At 61.0% G+C, this 15,984-nt stretch carries 13 protein-coding genes and 1 pseudogene; 5 read left to right on the top strand and 9 right to left on the bottom strand.

What is annotated here, in order from left to right:
• The first annotated feature begins 30 nt into the window (after positions 1-30).
• A complete protein-coding gene (locus QFX16_RS09310; RefSeq protein WP_283183692.1) occupies positions 31-1,512 on the top strand; it encodes a methyl-accepting chemotaxis protein in 1,482 nt (493 codons plus the stop codon).
• Between the two features lie 228 nt (positions 1,513-1,740).
• Positions 1,741-1,959, top strand: a pseudogene (locus QFX16_RS09305) (terminase); the annotation flags it as partial.
• A 24-nt stretch (positions 1,960-1,983) separates the two neighbouring features.
• On the opposite strand, the gene QFX16_RS09300 reads toward QFX16_RS09305, so the two are convergent.
• From QFX16_RS09300 to QFX16_RS09290, 3 genes are all read right to left on the bottom strand, one after another.
• On the bottom strand, positions 1,984-2,781 hold the full coding sequence (locus QFX16_RS09300) for an acyl-CoA thioesterase (protein ID WP_283183691.1): 798 nt from the start codon (positions 2,779-2,781) through the stop codon (positions 1,984-1,986).
• Positions 2,782-3,047: 266 nt separating this feature from the next.
• Entirely contained in the window at positions 3,048-3,806 is a 759-nt protein-coding gene (locus QFX16_RS09295; RefSeq protein WP_283183690.1) for a CHAD domain-containing protein, read from the bottom strand.
• Positions 3,807-3,895: 89 nt separating this feature from the next.
• The gene (locus tag QFX16_RS09290; protein ID WP_017337340.1) at positions 3,896-4,174 is read right to left on the bottom strand and encodes a hypothetical protein; all 279 of its coding nucleotides are present in this window, start codon (positions 4,172-4,174) and stop codon (positions 3,896-3,898) included.
• 222 nt (positions 4,175-4,396) lie between these two features.
• Between QFX16_RS09290 and QFX16_RS09285 the strand changes: the two genes are divergently transcribed.
• Entirely contained in the window at positions 4,397-5,437 is a 1,041-nt protein-coding gene (locus tag QFX16_RS09285; protein ID WP_283183689.1) for a patatin-like phospholipase family protein, read from the top strand.
• A 70-nt stretch (positions 5,438-5,507) separates the two neighbouring features.
• Here the strand turns inward: QFX16_RS09285 and QFX16_RS09280 are convergent, their stop codons facing one another.
• From QFX16_RS09280 to kdpF, 6 genes are all read right to left on the bottom strand, one after another.
• Positions 5,508-6,206, bottom strand: a complete 699-nt coding sequence (locus tag QFX16_RS09280; RefSeq protein ID WP_283183688.1) for a response regulator — start codon at positions 6,204-6,206, stop codon at positions 5,508-5,510.
• Positions 6,207-6,274: 68 nt separating this feature from the next.
• The gene (locus QFX16_RS09275; RefSeq protein WP_283183687.1) at positions 6,275-8,920 is read right to left on the bottom strand and encodes a DUF4118 domain-containing protein; all 2,646 of its coding nucleotides are present in this window, start codon (positions 8,918-8,920) and stop codon (positions 6,275-6,277) included.
• Between the two features lie 130 nt (positions 8,921-9,050).
• Positions 9,051-9,596 (bottom strand): potassium-transporting ATPase subunit KdpC, encoded by a 546-nt coding sequence (gene kdpC / locus QFX16_RS09270; RefSeq protein ID WP_283183686.1) that lies wholly within the window; start codon positions 9,594-9,596, stop codon positions 9,051-9,053.
• A 222-nt stretch (positions 9,597-9,818) separates the two neighbouring features.
• Entirely contained in the window at positions 9,819-11,876 is a 2,058-nt protein-coding gene (kdpB, locus tag QFX16_RS09265; protein ID WP_283183685.1) for a potassium-transporting ATPase subunit KdpB, read from the bottom strand.
• Positions 11,877-11,886: 10 nt separating this feature from the next.
• Positions 11,887-13,581, bottom strand: a complete 1,695-nt coding sequence (gene kdpA, locus QFX16_RS09260) for a potassium-transporting ATPase subunit KdpA (protein WP_283183684.1) — start codon at positions 13,579-13,581, stop codon at positions 11,887-11,889.
• A gap of 8 nt (positions 13,582-13,589) precedes the next feature.
• Positions 13,590-13,679, bottom strand: coding sequence for a K(+)-transporting ATPase subunit F (kdpF, locus tag QFX16_RS09255; protein ID WP_007899818.1), 90 nt, complete (start codon positions 13,677-13,679; stop codon positions 13,590-13,592).
• A 308-nt stretch (positions 13,680-13,987) separates the two neighbouring features.
• Here kdpF and rfbB point away from each other — a divergent pair, with 308 nt between their 5' ends.
• Together rfbB and rfbA are read left to right on the top strand one after the other, a co-directional pair.
• Positions 13,988-15,070 carry a dTDP-glucose 4,6-dehydratase gene (rfbB, locus tag QFX16_RS09250; RefSeq protein ID WP_283183683.1) on the top strand — a complete coding sequence of 361 codons (1,083 nt, stop codon included), beginning with the start codon at positions 13,988-13,990 and terminating at the stop codon, positions 15,068-15,070.
• The gene (rfbA, locus tag QFX16_RS09245) at positions 15,067-15,948 is read left to right on the top strand and encodes a glucose-1-phosphate thymidylyltransferase RfbA (protein WP_283183682.1); all 882 of its coding nucleotides are present in this window, start codon (positions 15,067-15,069) and stop codon (positions 15,946-15,948) included. Before rfbB ends, rfbA begins: the two co-directional genes overlap by 4 nt.
• Positions 15,949-15,984 lie beyond the last annotated feature (36 nt).

Below are 15,984 nucleotides of genomic sequence, written 5' to 3'. Positions count from 1 at the left end.
AAACTGTTTCCGCTATCAGAGAAGACCTCCATGGGTGCCTGGCTTAGCAATATCTCGCTGAAATACAAATTCTGGGCGGTCAATGCCGTCGCCTTCGTCACGACCTTGTTGCTGGTGTTGTATGCCGTACAGCTCGAACAACAGGCCCGCAGCCATGCTTATCAGGCATCGGCACAAGCCCAGGCGCGACTGCTCAACGCCTGGCCTGCCGGGCAACCGCTCCCCAAAGCCGAAAACGTGCTGACTTTCAGTCGCGGGCAGGCACCGTTGCTGAACGGGCAGCCGGTTCTGGAACTGGCCGATACCAACGGCTGGGTCGGAATCAATGCCATGCCGCTGTTCGGCGACAACCCGTTGATGGGCGCCGAAGTGTTTACGCGCACGGATGGCAACCAGGTCGCAGTGATTGCCCATGGCCCGAGCCTGACCCAGGTCTTTGGCGAGCGTTTTCCCAACTATGCGGTGGCGGTGGCGATCCTGATGCTGGCGATGCTCGGCGCTTCGCAATTGTTGATCCGCTTCCTGCTCAGCCAGCTCAATACGCTGAAGGACGTGATGCTTCACGTCGAGAAAACCGGTGACCTGTCAGCCCGTGTGCCGCTGGCCTGCACGGATGAAGTCGGGCAGATGGCCAATGCCTTCAACGCCATGCAGGCCGGTTACCAGCGAGTGGTCAACACCGTTGCCAGCACCGCCCGGCAACTGGATGTCGGCGCGGCACGGCTGGCGTCGAGCATGAACGAGGTGCGTCACGGCATGCTCGGCCAGCAAAGCGAAACCGATCAGGCCGCCACGGCGATCAACGAAATGACTGCCACGGTCTATCACATAGCCCAGCACGCCGGCGCCACCCGCGACCTCTCGCAAACCGCCGACACCCTGGCCGGCAGCGGGCAGGAAGTGGTCAGTCGGGTGCAGAAGTCGATTGCCGGTTTGTCCAGCGGGGTGCAGCAGACTGCCGAGATGATTCAGCGTCTGGCCGAGGACAGTCAGAAGATCAACGGCGTAGTCAGTGTGATTCACAGCATCGCCGAGCAGACCAATCTGCTGGCGCTGAACGCAGCGATTGAAGCGGCCCGTGCCGGTGAAATGGGGCGCGGGTTTGCGGTGGTCGCCGATGAAGTGCGCAACCTGGCCAAACGTGTCCAGACCTCCACTGACGAGATCACAATCATGGTTTCCGCGTTGCAGGCCGGTACTCGGGACGCGGTGGATTTCATGCAGGAAAGCTCGTTCAAGGCCGACGATTGCGTGCAGCAAGCTCAGGAGGCCGGCGCATCCTTGGCGGAAATCACCAGCGCAGTGGCGCAGATGCGGGAAAGCAACACACAGATCGCCGTGGCGGCCGAGCAGCAGAGCCACGTGGCGGAAGAGATGAATCGGGCGGTGGTGAGTATTCGCGACGTCACCGAGACCACCGTGCAGCAGACGGTGGATTCGGCGACCACCAGCCATGAACTGGCAGCGTTGGCGGGGGAATTGAGCAAGGCTATCGGTCAGCTCAAACTGTAAGGACCCCTTCGCGAGCAGGCTCGCTCCCACATGTGATCCTCAGTGACCATTAATTTTTGGTACAAACGAGATCCACTGTGGGAGCGAGCCTGCTCGCGAAGGCGTCAGCCCGTTCAACATCAATTCCAAACATGACACCTATCGCTTCGATAGCCAGCCTTGATTCGCCGACTGGTTTGGCCCGGCCTATTCTTTGTTCAAGAGCCTCAACGAACAAGGATTACCATCATGGGCAAACGTCACCCCAACCTGCCCGCCTGGCAATGGCGAGCGCCCCCGAACAATCACCAGCACCCGACCAATCTGGTGCTGCACCTGATTGCCGTGCCACTGTTCATCGTGGCGTTTCTGCTGATTGTCTCGGGGGTATTCAGTCTGAGCTTCGCAAATGTCGCGATCGGTGTGATCGGCCTGCTCGCAGCGCTCGGCCTGCAACGCCACGGTCACCGTGAGCGCCACCGTCGTCACTGATCAGGCGAAAATCGTCACCGTCTGCCGGCTCATGGCAATCAACTGACCGTCCGCGCTCCACAACTTCGCGGCCGCATGGCCGTAGCCGTCAGCGGCATGCTCGATCTCGACGAGGTATTTGCACCAGTCCAGCGTGCTCAGCTCAAGCAACGGCTGGACGAATTCAATGGTCCAGGTCAGCGTGCTGCCCATCGCCGGTTTTTTCAGGTGCGGCAACAGCGCCGGTGGCCAGGCGTCGACCAGCGCCAGGATATGCGACTCGCTGACTGCCTCTTCCTTCACGTCCCCACGCAAGCGCACCCAGCCGCCCATCTCGCGGGATTTGTTGCCGGTGAACGGCAGACCGCCGACACTCCAGCGCATCGCCAGATGCCGCATGAACTCCGGAGTCACTCCTTTGATGTAAGGCAGTTCCTGACAGTCGTCCCAGTGCTTCATCTCGGGCGCCGGTTCGGCGATCACCGCCACTTCCGACGGTCGCGAGGCGCCGAAGCTGCCCTGGACCAATGTCACCACCTGGCCCTTCTGCATCGCCCGGCCCAGCACCTGGCTGACCGCTTTGCCTTCGCGCAACACATCGACTTCAAAACTGACCGGCACTTCAGGCTCGACCGGGCCGACAAAGGTGATCGCCAGCGAGCGCACCGGACGATCCGCCGGGACTTTTGCGCGCATGGCTTCGTACTGCAAGGCGGCCACCAGGCCACCGAAACTGGCACGCCCCTGAGCCCATTCGGCCGGGATAGACAGCTCCAGCGGCTGGCTGCGGACAGCGTCGAGCAGATCGGAAAAGCGCATGGAAACCTCGGTGCGGGAAAAGGATGAAGGGATCTTAACCAGCCCGCGAGGATGGCACAGCGCTTATTCCGGCCAAAAGCACTGACAGATGAGCCGGATAGTACCGCCATCCCTGTAGCAACTGCCGAAGGCTGCGTTCGGCTGCGAAGCAGTCGTAAAACCTGCATGCGATTTTACAGCTATCACCGAGATAACCAGATTAGCGACTGCTGCGCAGCCGAACGCAGCCTTCGGCAGCTGCTACATAGATCTGTCTTGTGGTGGTTTCAGGATTTGAAGCAAGCAGCGCTGAATTTGTCGAGGACGCGGTCGGCGCGGCCTTCGGCCTTGGCCATGGCGGTTTTCCAGGCCGCGACGCAGGGCTGCAAATCGGTTTCCTTCTCAGCTATGGCCAGCCATTGCAAGCAATCGTGCCAATCGCCCAATGCACCTTGCGCGGATTTCAAGCACGGCATCGCCGCTTTCGGCAGTCGATCCAGTTCGGGATAGGCTTCGATGCCATAGCGCACACGCTTGATCAACAGGCGCAAACGGTGGCGATCATGCGCTGGATCGTGCAGGGCTTTGTCGAGTTTTTTCCACTGTTTGGCCAAACGTTGTTCGATGCTTTGACGCAAGCCCTTGAGCAAGCCCTGACGCTGGGAGGCCCGCAGAAAACGCGGGAAGGCGTCGAGGATCATCAGCAACTGCGCCACTTCAGGACTCGTCGCGACCGCCGGGTAAGCCTCGGCCATTTGCGCCATACGCCGATGGGCAGCCTCGGGTTGATCATGCTCGAGCAGGTAGGCCGCCAGCACTTCGCGATCGCGCAACGGTGTGGTCAAGTCGCCGACCCGGGACGCCGCCGCTTCCAGCTGTTCGACCCCGGGCAAACCGCGCAATGGCCGCAGCAGACTGCGCAAGCGGCGAACCGTGGTACGCAGATCGTGCAGCGCTTCAGGGTCGGTGCGCGCACTCAAGCGTGCCTGACAGGCCAGCAAACGGACTTCCAGGCCCAGTACATGAGCCACCAACCGGTTAATCATGGGGTATTACTCCGTAAACAGCTGCAAGCCGTCAGCCGAAATCCGGGGCGACCGACTTATTGCTTGCAGCTTAGAGCTTAGAGCTGCTTTCAGCGCCCCGCGCGCGATTCACGAATATAAAAACGCGCCTTCTCGGCCTTCTTGGTGCAGCCTTCGAACGCTTCGAATTGCTGCTGAGTCTTGGCGCCGGTCAGCAGCGACAGGGCCTTGGAATAGCTGACAGTTCCGGCAAAACCTTCAGCCTTCGCCAGATCCAGTTCACGCCACGCAGCATCGATCCCGCTACCGCAGCTGTCACGGTAAGCGGTTTTGCCGGCACAACCGGCAAGTGCCAGGGCAATCAAAGGCACACAGATCCAGGCTTTCATTATTCACACCTCAAAGATAGGTAAACAGTCGTGCAGTTAAGACGGTCTGGCGCGTGAAAAGTGCCTTGCTCCCGCCTCGGAAACTCTAGCGCTCGCGAGAATACCCATCTGCCGCCAAAGAGTGTCGAAAAAACGACGCCCTCGCCTCGCGGAACGACCTTAGCGATTGAAGCGCGCCCCTCGATGGGTGCATTGTTGAACCTTGTCAGACGAGGGCGATTCATGAAAAAGCGTGTCGCGCTGGTGCTGGGCTCAGGTGGGGCCCGGGGCTACGCCCATATCGGGGTCATTGAAGAGATCGAACGGCGTGGCTATGACATCGCCTGCATCGCCGGATGCTCCATGGGCGCGGTGGTCGGCGGGATCTATGCCGCCGGCAAACTCGACGAATATCGCAACTGGATCGAAAGCCTGGATTACCTCGACGTCTTGCGTCTGGTGGACGTCAGTTTTCGTCTGGGCGCGATTCGCGGAGAGAAGGTTTTCGGGCAGATCCGCAAGATCGTCGGCGAGATCAATATCGAGGACCTGCGCATCCCCTACACGGCGGTGGCCACTGACCTGACCAACCAACAGGAAATCTGGTTCCAGGAAGGCTGCCTGCACCAAGCCATGCGCGCCTCGGCGGCGATTCCCAGCCTGTTCACCCCGGTGATGCAAGGCAACCGCATGCTGGTGGACGGCGGCATCCTCAACCCTTTACCGATCGTGCCGGTGGTGTCGAGTCATTGCGACCTGATCATCGCGGTCAACCTCAACTCCACCAACCAGCGCCACTATCAATTGCCGGTGATCCAGCGCCCGGCGGCGTTCAAGAGCCGTTTCGACAGCCTGATCAACTCGCTCGGTTCAAAATTGCCATTTCGCCGCAAACAGGCGGAACAATTGCTGCTGCTGGAAAAGGAAGCGTTGATGGCAGAAGCGGCCGAGATCAACCCGTGGATCGAATCCGCCGAACCCAAAGCCCAGCAGCCGGCCGCCGCCCCTGAACGCGACGGCGCGCCGAAGTCCGCCACCGGTTCGTTCATCATCGACAACGTCGGACCGGCGTCTTTGCTGGACCTGATCAACCAGAGTTTCGAGGTGATGCAAACCTCATTGTCGCAGTACAAGATCGCCGGTTATCCGCCGGATATTTTGATCAACGTGCCAAAGCGAGTGTGCCGGTTTTTCGAGTTTTACAAGGCGCCGGAATTGATCGCGCTGGGGCGGGAGATTGCGCGGGATACGCTCGATCGGTATGAGAGTGAGCGGGATTCCTGAGATTCTCGAATGAATGATCCGGCCCCATCGCGAGCTTGCTCGCGATGGGGCCGGATCATTCAATACAAAACTAAAGATTGTCCTCACTCAACAACCGATACCCGACCCCCGCCTCGGTGACGATAAACCGAGGCTGCGTCGGATCATCCGTCAGTTTCTGGCGCAAATGCCCGACCACAATCCGCAGGTAGTGACTGTCTTCGGTATGAGTCGGCCCCCAAATATCCTTGAGCAATTGCTGCTGGGTGATGACCCGTCCCGGATGTCGCGCCAGTTGCGCCAGTACCGCGTATTCCTTGCGGGTCAGCGCGACTTCGGTGCCGTCGAGCGACACCCGGCGATAAGCCAGATCCACGGTCAACGGGCCGAACGTCAGTGCCGCTTGTTGCGCTTCTCCCGCCGGAGCCTGACGCAACAAGGCACGCACCCGCGCAAGAAACTCCTGAATGCCAAACGGCTTGGTCACGTAGTCGTTGGCGCCGTAGTCGAGCGCTTCGACTTTCTGCCCTTCACTGGCGCGCACCGAGAGCACCAGCACCGGCACCGTCGACCACTCGCGAAACTCGCGTAGCACCTGCTGGCCGTCCATGTCCGGCAGGCCGAGGTCGAGTACCAGCAAGTCCGGTTTATTCAGTGCCGCCTGGGCCAGGCCCTCGGTGCCAGTGCCGGCCTCCAGCACTTTGTAGCCCTGGGAAACAAGGCTGATGCGCAGAAATTTACGGATCTGCGGTTCGTCGTCGATGACCAAAATGGTCGCGGTCTGGCTCATGAATTCACATCAACATAAAGAAGTGGCAAGAGAGTAACGCAAGCGGGATCAAGCTTCACTTTCGGCTCTTAATTTTCAAAGGCCGGCTGAGTTTGCAACGGCAGGTGCAAGGTGATGCAGGTGCCGCGCCCCTCGATGCCATCGGCGACGCTGATCCGCCCGCCATGGGCACCGACCATGCCCTGACAGATCGCCAACCCCAGACCGGTCCCCTGCCCGCCACGATCACCGCGCGCGGCGGTGTAGAACATGTCGAAAATCTTCGCCCGCTCTTCCTGCGGAATCCCCGGCCCTTCATCGCTCACCGAAAAAAACAGCTCGCTGTCGTCGGCTCCGGCGCGCAATTGCAGGCGACCGTGAGACGGTGAAAACCGCGCGGCATTTTCCAGCACGTTGACCAGCGCCTGTTCGATCAGCGCGGCGTGGACATACAGCAGCGGCAACTGCGGCGGCACTTCGGTGCTCACCTGCAACGGCGCCAGCACGGCGCGCAGACGATTGAGCGAACTGCCGACGATGTCGGCCGGCGACACCCAGTCCCGCGCCAGCTTCAGCGCGCCGTGCCCGAGGCGGGTCATGTCCAGCAGATTTTGGATGTAGCGATCGAGGCGCTCGGCTTCATCGCGCGTGCCTTCGAGCAGTTCGCGGCGATCTTCCAGCGGGATCGCTTCACCGAGGGCCAACAGGCTATCGATGCTGCCGCGCATGGAGGTCAGCGGCGTGCGCAAATCGTGGGACACCGAGGCCAGCAAGGCACTGCGCAGTTGCTCGGTTTCGCCGTGCAGGCGGGCGGCTTCCAGGTCCTCGGCCAATTGCGCACGGGCCAGTGCCTGAGCCAGCGGCTGGCTCAGCGCGGTCAACAAACGCCGACGCTGACCGCTCAAGCTCTGGCCCTCTTTGGCACACACGCCGAGCAGCGCCAGCGGCCCGTCTTCCACTGACAACGGCCACCACCACCAACGTCCGAACGGCAACGTGCCGGTGCCCGCGCCCGCCGGTTGATCGTGTTGCCAGGCCCAATCGGCGGCAGCGCGCTCGGCTTCGGAAAACTCCAGCGGGCCACCGGTTTCGACTTTCCAGCCGCCCTGCCCGTCTTGATTGAGCAGGCACAGTTGCAGGTCACTCCAGCCGTTGAGGTGCTGGGCCGCTGCGCTGACCACCGCCTGACGGTCGGTGGCGGCCGTGAGTTTGCGTGACAAGTCGAGCAGTTCGGTGGTCTCTTCCTGAGTGTCGCGCAGGGCTTGTAACTGCCGCCGCTGTCGGGCCGCGAGGTTACCGGTGAGCGCCGCCATCAGCAGGAAGAACAGCAACGTCAGCACGTCTTCTTCGCGCTGGATTCTGAAAGAGAAAGTCGGCGGAATGAACAAAAAGTCGTAGGTCAGAAACGACAACACCGCACAGGCCAGCGCCGGGCCGAGGCTGCTGCGCACCGCCACCAGCAACACTGCAACGAGGAACACCAGCGAGATATTGGGCAGCGGCAAGACACTTGCCACCGCCCAGGCCAACGCACTGGCGAGCACCGTCGCCACCAACGCCAGCGCGTAGTCGAACCACACCAGTGCCTGCGCCGAACGCTGACGCGGCTGATGCTGTTCGTGATCGCTGTCGAGGACGTTGATTTCCAGCCCGCGCGCATCGCGCAGCAAACGCGACGCCAGTCCGCCGCCGAACAAGCGCCGACGCAATCGTTGCCGGGATTGCCCCACCAACACAAGACTGGCGCGACGTTCGGCGGCGTGCTGGATCAGGGTTTTCGCCACCTCACCAGCCCGCAACAACACCACTTCGCCGCCGAGGCGTTCGGCCAATTGCTGGGCACTTTGCAGACGCAAGCGCGACTGCTCGTCACGCACACTGCCGTTGTCCACATGCACCAGGCTCCACGGCAAATGCCGACGCTGGGCAACGCGACTGGCGTGACGCACCAGACGCTCGGCCTGTGCATCGCCATCGACGCCAACCAACAGGCGACCGCGTACCGCCGGCGCCGCTTGGCCGAGCTGGCGATAGCCCTGGGCCAAATCATCATCGACCTGAGCGGCAGCGGTTTGCATCGCCAGTTCCCGCAGGGCCGTGAGGTTGGTCTGGGTGAAGAAAGCGTCGATGGCCGCCCTCGCCTGCTCCGGCACGTAGACCTTGCCATCGCGCAGACGCTCGAGCAGCTCGCGCGGCGGCAGGTCGATCAGCAGCAGTTCGTAGGCCTCTTGCAGCACCCAGTCCGGCAGGGTTTCGCGGACCTGCACGCCCGTGATGCCACGCACTTTGTCGTTCAGACTTTCCAGGTGCTGGACGTTGACCGTGGTGTACACGTCGATGCCTGCAGCGAGCAGTTCCTGAATGTCTTGCCAGCGTTTGGCGTGACGACTGCCGGGCGCGTTGCTGTGGGCCAGTTCGTCCACCAGCACCAGTTTCGGTTTGGCGGCGAGCAAGCTGTCGAGGTCCATTTCTTCGAGCATCACACCACGGTATTCCGAGCGCACCAACGGCTGCTGCGGCAAGCCGCCGAGCAGCGCTTCGGTCTCGGCACGACCGTGGGTTTCGACCACGCCGGCAATGACTTTCACGCCCTGGCGCAGTTGGGTGTGGGCCGCTTGCAGCATGGCGTAGGTCTTGCCGACACCGGGTGCGGCGCCGAGAAAAACCTTGAGCCGGCCACGGCCGTCGCGGGGCAGGTCTGCTAACAGCGCGTCGGCGCGGCCGGAATCACTCATGCTTGAAGTTCTCTTCTTTCAGGTATTGATATGGTGATTTTTCGGCCGTCTTCGCGAGCAGGCTCGCTCCCACATTGGAATGCATTCTCCTGTGGGAGCGAGCCTGCTCGCGATTAGGGGCGCCACCGATTTACAGGTTTTCCAGCGCCATATTCAGCGCCAACACGTTCACCACTGGCGGCCCCACCAATGGCTGCTCGATATTCGCATCCATCAACTGCTGGAGCGTAGACACCGGCAAATTGCGCGCCGCCGCAACACGCGCAAGTTGATAGGTAATTGCGGCCGGTGGCAAGTGTGGATCGAGGCCGCTGCCGGAGGTGGTGACCATCGCCAATGGCACCGGACCCTGGCCCGACACTAGCAGCTTGTGGGCATCATCGGTCACCCGAGTGGCCAGGGCCGGGTTGCTTGGCGAAAGGTTGCTGGCACCGCTCGACACGGTGGCAAATGCACCGGCCGATGGCCGTGGATGGAACCAGGCGTCGCCGACGAAATCTTGCGCAATCAGCGACGAGCCGCGGACCTTGCCATCCGCGTCGTGGACCAGACTGCCATTGGCTTGATCCGGGAATGCGACCTGGGCGACACCGGTGACCACCAGTGGATAGGCAACGCCGGTGATCAGGGTCATCAGGACGAGCAGGCTCAGGGCCGGGCGTATCATTGTGGACATTTCAGAATCCTCGAAATTGGAGAAGTTGTGGGGTGTCAGGGAAATCCACCCCTCACCCCAGCCCTCTCCCCATAGGGGAGAGGGGAAAGGGAGCAGATCTTCAAGTTTTTCAAAACTTGAGTTCGACTCGGTCTTTCAGGTCTGCACACCTCGTAAAAACACCTCGGTCAGTCCCCTCGCCCCCCTGGGGAGAGGGTTAGGGTGAGGGGGTCGATTTCAGCCTCAAACCAAATGCAACGCCGTCAACAGCATGTCGATCGCCTTGATCCCCACAAACGGCACCACAAGCCCGCCCAATCCATAGATCAGCAGATTGCGTCGCAACAACGCCGATGCACTCGCCGCCTGCACGCGCACGCCGCGCAATGCCAATGGAATCAGCACCACGATGATCAAGGCGTTGAACACAATCGCCGAGAGAATCGCGCTCTGCGGACTGCTCAGGTGCATGACGTTCAGCACGCCCAGTTGCGGGTAGATCGAGGCGAACAGCGCCGGCAAAATCGCGAAGTATTTGGCCACGTCGTTGGCGATGGAAAACGTCGTCAACGCACCGCGGGTCACCAGCAGTTCCTTACCGATCTGCACCACGTCCAGCAGTTTGGTCGGATCGCTGTCGAGGTCGACCATGTTCGCCGCCTCGCGCGCCGCTTGCGTCCCGTCGTTCATCGCCATGCCCACGTCCGCCTGGGCCAGGGCCGGGGCGTCGTTGGCGCCGTCGCCGCACATGGCGACCAGGCGACCGTCGTTCTGCTCGTGGCGAATGCGCGCCAGTTTTTTCTCCGGTGTGGCTTCGGCCAGCACGTCATCGACGCCCGCCTCGGCCGCAATCGCCGCGGCGGTCAGCGGGTTGTCGCCGGTCACCATGACGGTGCGAATCCCCAGTTTGCGCAGTTCGGCGAAACGCTCGCGAATGCCGGGTTTGACCACGTCCTTGAGGTGAATCGCGCCGAGCAATTTACCGTCGGCGCAAACCAGCAACGGGGTCCCGCCGCTCTGGGCGATCTTGTCGATTTCCCGGGACAGCGGCGCGGCCAGATCGGCACGTTTCAGGCCAACGAAGGCCAGCAACGAATCCACCGCGCCTTTGCGATACACGCGGCCCTGATAGTCGACACCGGACAGACGAGTTTCAGCACTGAACGGCACCACGGTCAGCAACTCGGTGGCTGGCTCTGGCTGTGGATGAATCCCGCGCAGGTACTCGACGATGGATTTACCTTCGGCCGTGTCATCGGCCAGCGAGGCGAACAACGCACCTTCGGCCAGCTCTTTGCTGCTCACACCCGGCGCGGCATAGACCGCGGTGCAACGACGGTTACCGAAGGTGATGGTGCCGGTCTTGTCCAGCAACAGGACGTGTACGTCCCCCGCCGCTTCCACGGCGCGACCGGATTTGGCGATCACATTCAGGCGCACCAGACGGTCCATCCCGGCGATACCGATGGCGGACAACAGACCGCCAATGGTGGTCGGAATCAGCGTGACCAACAACGCCACCAGGAACACCAGCGGCAGGCTGCCGTTGGCGAAGTGGGCGAACGGCTGCAGGGTGACGACCACCAGCAGGAAGATCAGGGTCAGGCCGATCAGCAGGATATCGAGCGCCACTTCGTTCGGGGTTTTCTGGCGTTTGGCGCCTTCGACCAGGGCGATCATGCGATCGAGTGTCGACTCACCCGGGTTGGCGGTGATGCGCACCAACAGCCAGTCGGACACCAGTCGGGTGTTGCCGGTGACGGCCGAACGGTCGCCGCCGGATTCGCGAATCACCGGCGCGGATTCACCGGTAATCGCCGCTTCGTTGACCGCCGCGATACCTTCAATCACCTCGCCGTCACCGGGGATCATTTCCCCCGATTCAACGCGGACCACATCACCCTTGCGCAGGCTGGTGGCCGGCACGACTTGAAAGGCGCCGTTGCCGGTTTTGCGCCGAGCACTCAGGCCTTCGCTACCGGCCTTGAGGCTGTCAGCGCGAGCCTTGCCGCGACCTTCGGCCAGTGCTTCGGCGAAGTTGGCAAACAGCACGGTGAACCATAACCACAAGGCGATTTGCGCGGCGACAAAAGTCGGCACGCTGCTGTCAGGAATGAAGCACAGCACGGTGGTCAGGATCGCGGTCAGTTCGACCACCAGCATCACTGGCGCACGCTGCAATTGCCGAGGGTCGAGCTTGACGAAGGCTTGCACCAGCGCCGGACGCCAGAGGGCCGAGATCGCGGTTTTCGGTTGTTCCGGCGCCTTGACGGTGGCGGCTTTAGTTGCGGGCATATTCATCATTGACTCCTTAGAAGCCCAGGCTCAGATGTTCAGCAATAGGACCCAGCGCCAATGTCGGCAGGAAGGTCAAACCACCCACCAGCAAAATGGTCACGGTCAGCAAGGTCACGAACAGCGGGCCATGAGTCGGGAAGCTGTTCTGGCCGATCGGTGCGGTTTTCTTCATCGCCAGGCTGCCGGCCAGAGCCAGTACCGGGAGGATGTAACCGAAGCGACCGATCAACATGCCCAGGCCCAGCATCAGGTTGTGGAACGCGGTGTTGGCACCGAAGCCGCCGAATGCAGAACCGTTGTTGGCGCTGGCCGAGGTGTAGTTGTAGAGCAATTGGCTGAAACCGTGGGCGCCGGGGTTGCTCACCGAGGCCACCGGGCCTGGCAGGCTCGCGGCAATCGCGCCAAGTACCAGCACGCCGACCGGCATCACCAGCAAGGTCACAACCAACAACTGGACTTCCTTCGCTTGCAGTTTCTTGCCGAGGTATTCCGGGGTGCGGCCGATCATCAGGCCGGCGAGGAACACCGCGATCAACACGTTCAGCAACATGCCGTAGAGCCCGGCACCGACGCCGCCGAAGATCACTTCGCCGACCATCATGTTGACCAGCACGACCATGCCGCTCAGCGGGTTAAGGCTGTCGTGCATGCCGTTGACCGAACCGTTGGATGCCGCAGTGGTGGTCACCGACCACAGCACCGTGGCGGTCGTGCCGAAGCGTGCTTCCTTGCCTTCCAGTGGCGCTGTCTGCTCGACAGCGACGTTGTTCAGGGTCGGGTTCGGTTGGTATTCAGCCCACAACGAGGTGGCGCCGCCGATCAGGAACAGCGCCAGCATGCAGGCGATGATCGCCCGGCTCTGACGCAGGTCTTTCACGTAATGGCCAAAAGTGAACACCAGCGCGACCGGGATCAGAATGATCGAGGTCATCTCGAACAGGTTGCTCCAGGCTGTCGGGTTCTCGAACGGATGTGCCGAGTTGACGCCGAAGAAGCCACCACCGTTGGTGCCCAGTTGCTTGATCGCAATCTGGCTGGCCGCAGGGCCGAGCGGGATCACTTGATCAACACCCTGCATCGTCACGGCATTCACGTACTGCGCGAAGGTTTGCGGCACGCCCTGCCAGACCAGATACAGCGCCAGCAGCAGGCACAGCGGCAACAAGCCGTAGAGGGTGGCGCGGGTCATGTCGACCCAGAAGTTGCCGAGGGTCTTGCTCGACTTGCGGCCGATCCCGCGACACAGGGCAACCAACACGGCGAGGCCGGTGGCGGCGCTGACAAAGTTCTGCACGGTGAGGCCGACCATCTGACTCAGGTAGCTCAGGGTCGCTTCGCCACTGTAGGACTGCCAGTTGGTATTGGTCATAAAGCTGACGGCGGTATTGAACGCTTGCGTCCACTCTTGACCCGGCAGGTTCTGCGGGTTCAGTGGCAAGTGGTCTTGGAACAACAGGATCGCGAACAACAGCAAAAAGCCCGCGAGGTTGAAGGCGAGCAAGGCCAGGGTGTACTTCTGCCAGCTCTGTTCGGCCTGCGGATCTACGCCGGCCACCCGATAACACCCGCGCTCTACCGGGCCGAGGATCGGAGTCAGCCAAGTGCGCTGACCTTCCATCACCTTGTAGTAGAAGCGCCCCAGAAACGGTGCCGGAATCAGCACCAGGGCGAAGAAGGCGAGGATCAGCCAATAGTCATAACTGTGCATAGCCGCTCCTAGTTCCGGTCCGCGCGCAATAGCGCAACCAACAGATAAATGAACAGCCCCACTGCCAGTAGCAGTGACACCCCGTCCAGAACGCTCATGGAAGTTCTCCGTGTTACGGCGTATTGCCGCGTGTGGAGTCATTGTCGGTAGGGAGGCTGTAAACGAACGAGAGCGAGGGGTGTGGCGGGGCATAAAAAAAGCGTAAAGAGTGGGTTTACGCTAGGGTTACGGTGGTGTCTGGGGGCATACAACACCGTTCCGGATTTATCAGGCATCTCTATCGTCCTGCATCGATAGTTAAGACTCCCCAAAACCAAAGTGGGATGAACAACCTATTGCACCACCCCGCCCCTGCCGACAAGATATGACCGTTTGCGTTTTCGACTACTGAAAAAGGCTGGCCAACATGCGTATCCTCATCACCGGCGGTGCCGGTTTCATTGGCTCTGCCTTGATTCGCGAGCTGATTCGACACACCGAGCATGAAGTGCTCAACCTGGACAAGCTGACCTACGCCGGCAATCTCGAATCGCTGACCGGCATTGCCAACGACACTCGCTACGAGTTCGTTCAAGCCGATATCGTTGATCAGGCGACCGTCAGCGCGGTGCTGACACGTTTCCAGCCGCAGGCGATCATGCACCTGGCAGCGGAATCCCACGTCGACCGTTCCATCGACGGACCTTCGGATTTCATCCAGACCAACATCGTCGGCACCTACAGCCTGCTGGAGGCCACCCGCGCATATTGGCAAACCCTCGCCGAGCCGAAAAAAAGCGCCTTCCGTTTCCACCATATCTCCACTGACGAGGTCTATGGTGACCTGCATGGTGCCGATGATCTGTTTACGGAAACGACGCCCTACGCCCCGAGTTCACCGTACTCCGCCAGCAAAGCGGCGTCCGACCACCTGGTCCGTGCCTGGCAGCGCACCTATGGCCTGCCGGTGCTGTTGACCAACTGCTCGAACAATTACGGTCCGTTCCACTTTCCCGAAAAATTGATTCCGCTGGTCATCCTCAATGCCTTGGCCGGCAAGCCGCTGCCGGTGTACGGCGACGGCCTGCAAATCCGCGACTGGCTGTTCGTCGAAGATCACGCCCGGGCGCTGCTCAAAGTGGTGACCACCGGTATCGTCGGCGAGACCTACAACATCGGCGGGCACAACGAACAAAAGAATATCGACGTGGTGCGTGGCCTCTGCGCCCTGCTTGAAGAACTGGCACCGCACAAGCCAGTGGGGGTCGCGCACTACGCCGACTTGATCACGTTCGTACAGGATCGTCCTGGCCATGACCTGCGCTACGCGATCGATGCCAGCAAGATCGAACACGAACTGGGCTGGGTACCCGAAGAGACCTTCGAAACCGGCCTTCGCAAAACCGTTCAGTGGTACTTGAACAACCTTGAGTGGTGCCGTCGCGTTCAGGATGGCAGCTACCAGGGTGAACGCCTTGGTGCCATCAATCCCCAGGAGCTTCATGCATGATGAAAGGTATCGTTTTGGCAGGCGGCTCGGGCACACGCCTGCATCCGATCACGCTCGGGGTGTCCAAACAGCTGTTGCCGGTCTACGACAAACCGATGATCTATTACCCGATTTCGGTCCTGATGCTGGCCGGCATCAAAGACATTTTAGTGATCTCTACTCCCCAGGATCTGCCCCAGTACCGCAATCTGCTGGGTGATGGCAGTCAGTTCGGGGTCAATTTCAGCTATGCCGAGCAGCCGTCGCCGGATGGACTGGCCCAGGCTTTTCTGATTGGCGAAAGCTTCATTGGCAATGATCCAGTGTGCCTGATCCTCGGCGACAACATTTTCCATGGTCAACACTTTGGCGAGCAGTTGCAAAACGCGGCAACACGCACTTCTGGCGCTACCGTGTTCGGCTATTGGGTCAAAGACCCGGAGCGATTCGGCGTGATTGATTTGGACAGCCAGGGCCGTGCGCTGTCGATCGAAGAAAAGCCGAAAACACCGAAATCCAGCTATGCCGTCACCGGCCTGTATTTTTACGACAACGATGTAATCAGGATCGCCAAAGCGGTAAAGCCTTCGCCTCGCGGCGAGCTGGAAATCACCGACGTCAACAATGCGTATCTCAAACGGGGAGACCTGCAGGTCGAGCGCTTCGGCCGTGGTTTCGCCTGGCTCGACACCGGCACCCACGACAGCTTGCTCGATGCCTCTCAGTACGTGCAGACCATCGAACGTCGACAAGGCTTGAAAGTCGCCTGCCTCGAAGAGATCGCTTATGAAAAGAACTGGATCAACCGCGAACAGCTGCTGGAGCGTGCCCGCTACTTCGGCAAGACCGGGTATGGCCAGTACCTGGCCAAGCTCGCAGGGGATGAACAATGGGTGTGAATGAAACCGGTCTGCGCGGCGAAGTGATCATCGGTA

The organism is Pseudomonas svalbardensis, assembly GCF_030053115.1.
Taxonomy (GTDB): domain Bacteria; phylum Pseudomonadota; class Gammaproteobacteria; order Pseudomonadales; family Pseudomonadaceae; genus Aquipseudomonas; species Aquipseudomonas svalbardensis.
Note: the sequence above shows the minus strand (reverse complement) of the source record. Positions and strands in the feature narration are given on the sequence as shown.

What these genes read in the sequence shown, in the direction of transcription:
- QFX16_RS09310 (WP_283183692.1), top strand. Translation starts at nt 31, where the DNA reads ATGGGTGCCTGGCTTAGCAATATCTCGCTGAAATACAAATTCTGGGCG.
- QFX16_RS09300 (WP_283183691.1), bottom strand. Translation starts at nt 2,781, where the DNA reads ATGCGCTTTTCCGATCTGCTCGACGCTGTCCGCAGCCAGCCGCTGGAG.
- QFX16_RS09295 (WP_283183690.1), bottom strand. Translation starts at nt 3,806, where the DNA reads ATGATTAACCGGTTGGTGGCTCATGTACTGGGCCTGGAAGTCCGTTTG.
- QFX16_RS09290 (WP_017337340.1), bottom strand. Translation starts at nt 4,174, where the DNA reads ATGAAAGCCTGGATCTGTGTGCCTTTGATTGCCCTGGCACTTGCCGGT.
- QFX16_RS09285 (WP_283183689.1), top strand. Translation starts at nt 4,397, where the DNA reads ATGAAAAAGCGTGTCGCGCTGGTGCTGGGCTCAGGTGGGGCCCGGGGC.
- QFX16_RS09280 (WP_283183688.1), bottom strand. Translation starts at nt 6,206, where the DNA reads ATGAGCCAGACCGCGACCATTTTGGTCATCGACGACGAACCGCAGATC.
- QFX16_RS09275 (WP_283183687.1), bottom strand. Translation starts at nt 8,920, where the DNA reads ATGAGTGATTCCGGCCGCGCCGACGCGCTGTTAGCAGACCTGCCCCGC.
- kdpC (WP_283183686.1), bottom strand. Translation starts at nt 9,596, where the DNA reads ATGTCCACAATGATACGCCCGGCCCTGAGCCTGCTCGTCCTGATGACC.
- kdpB (WP_283183685.1), bottom strand. Translation starts at nt 11,876, where the DNA reads ATGAATATGCCCGCAACTAAAGCCGCCACCGTCAAGGCGCCGGAACAA.
- kdpA (WP_283183684.1), bottom strand. Translation starts at nt 13,581, where the DNA reads ATGCACAGTTATGACTATTGGCTGATCCTCGCCTTCTTCGCCCTGGTG.
- kdpF (WP_007899818.1), bottom strand. Translation starts at nt 13,679, where the DNA reads ATGAGCGTTCTGGACGGGGTGTCACTGCTACTGGCAGTGGGGCTGTTC.
- rfbB (WP_283183683.1), top strand. Translation starts at nt 13,988, where the DNA reads ATGCGTATCCTCATCACCGGCGGTGCCGGTTTCATTGGCTCTGCCTTG.
- rfbA (WP_283183682.1), top strand. Translation starts at nt 15,067, where the DNA reads ATGATGAAAGGTATCGTTTTGGCAGGCGGCTCGGGCACACGCCTGCAT.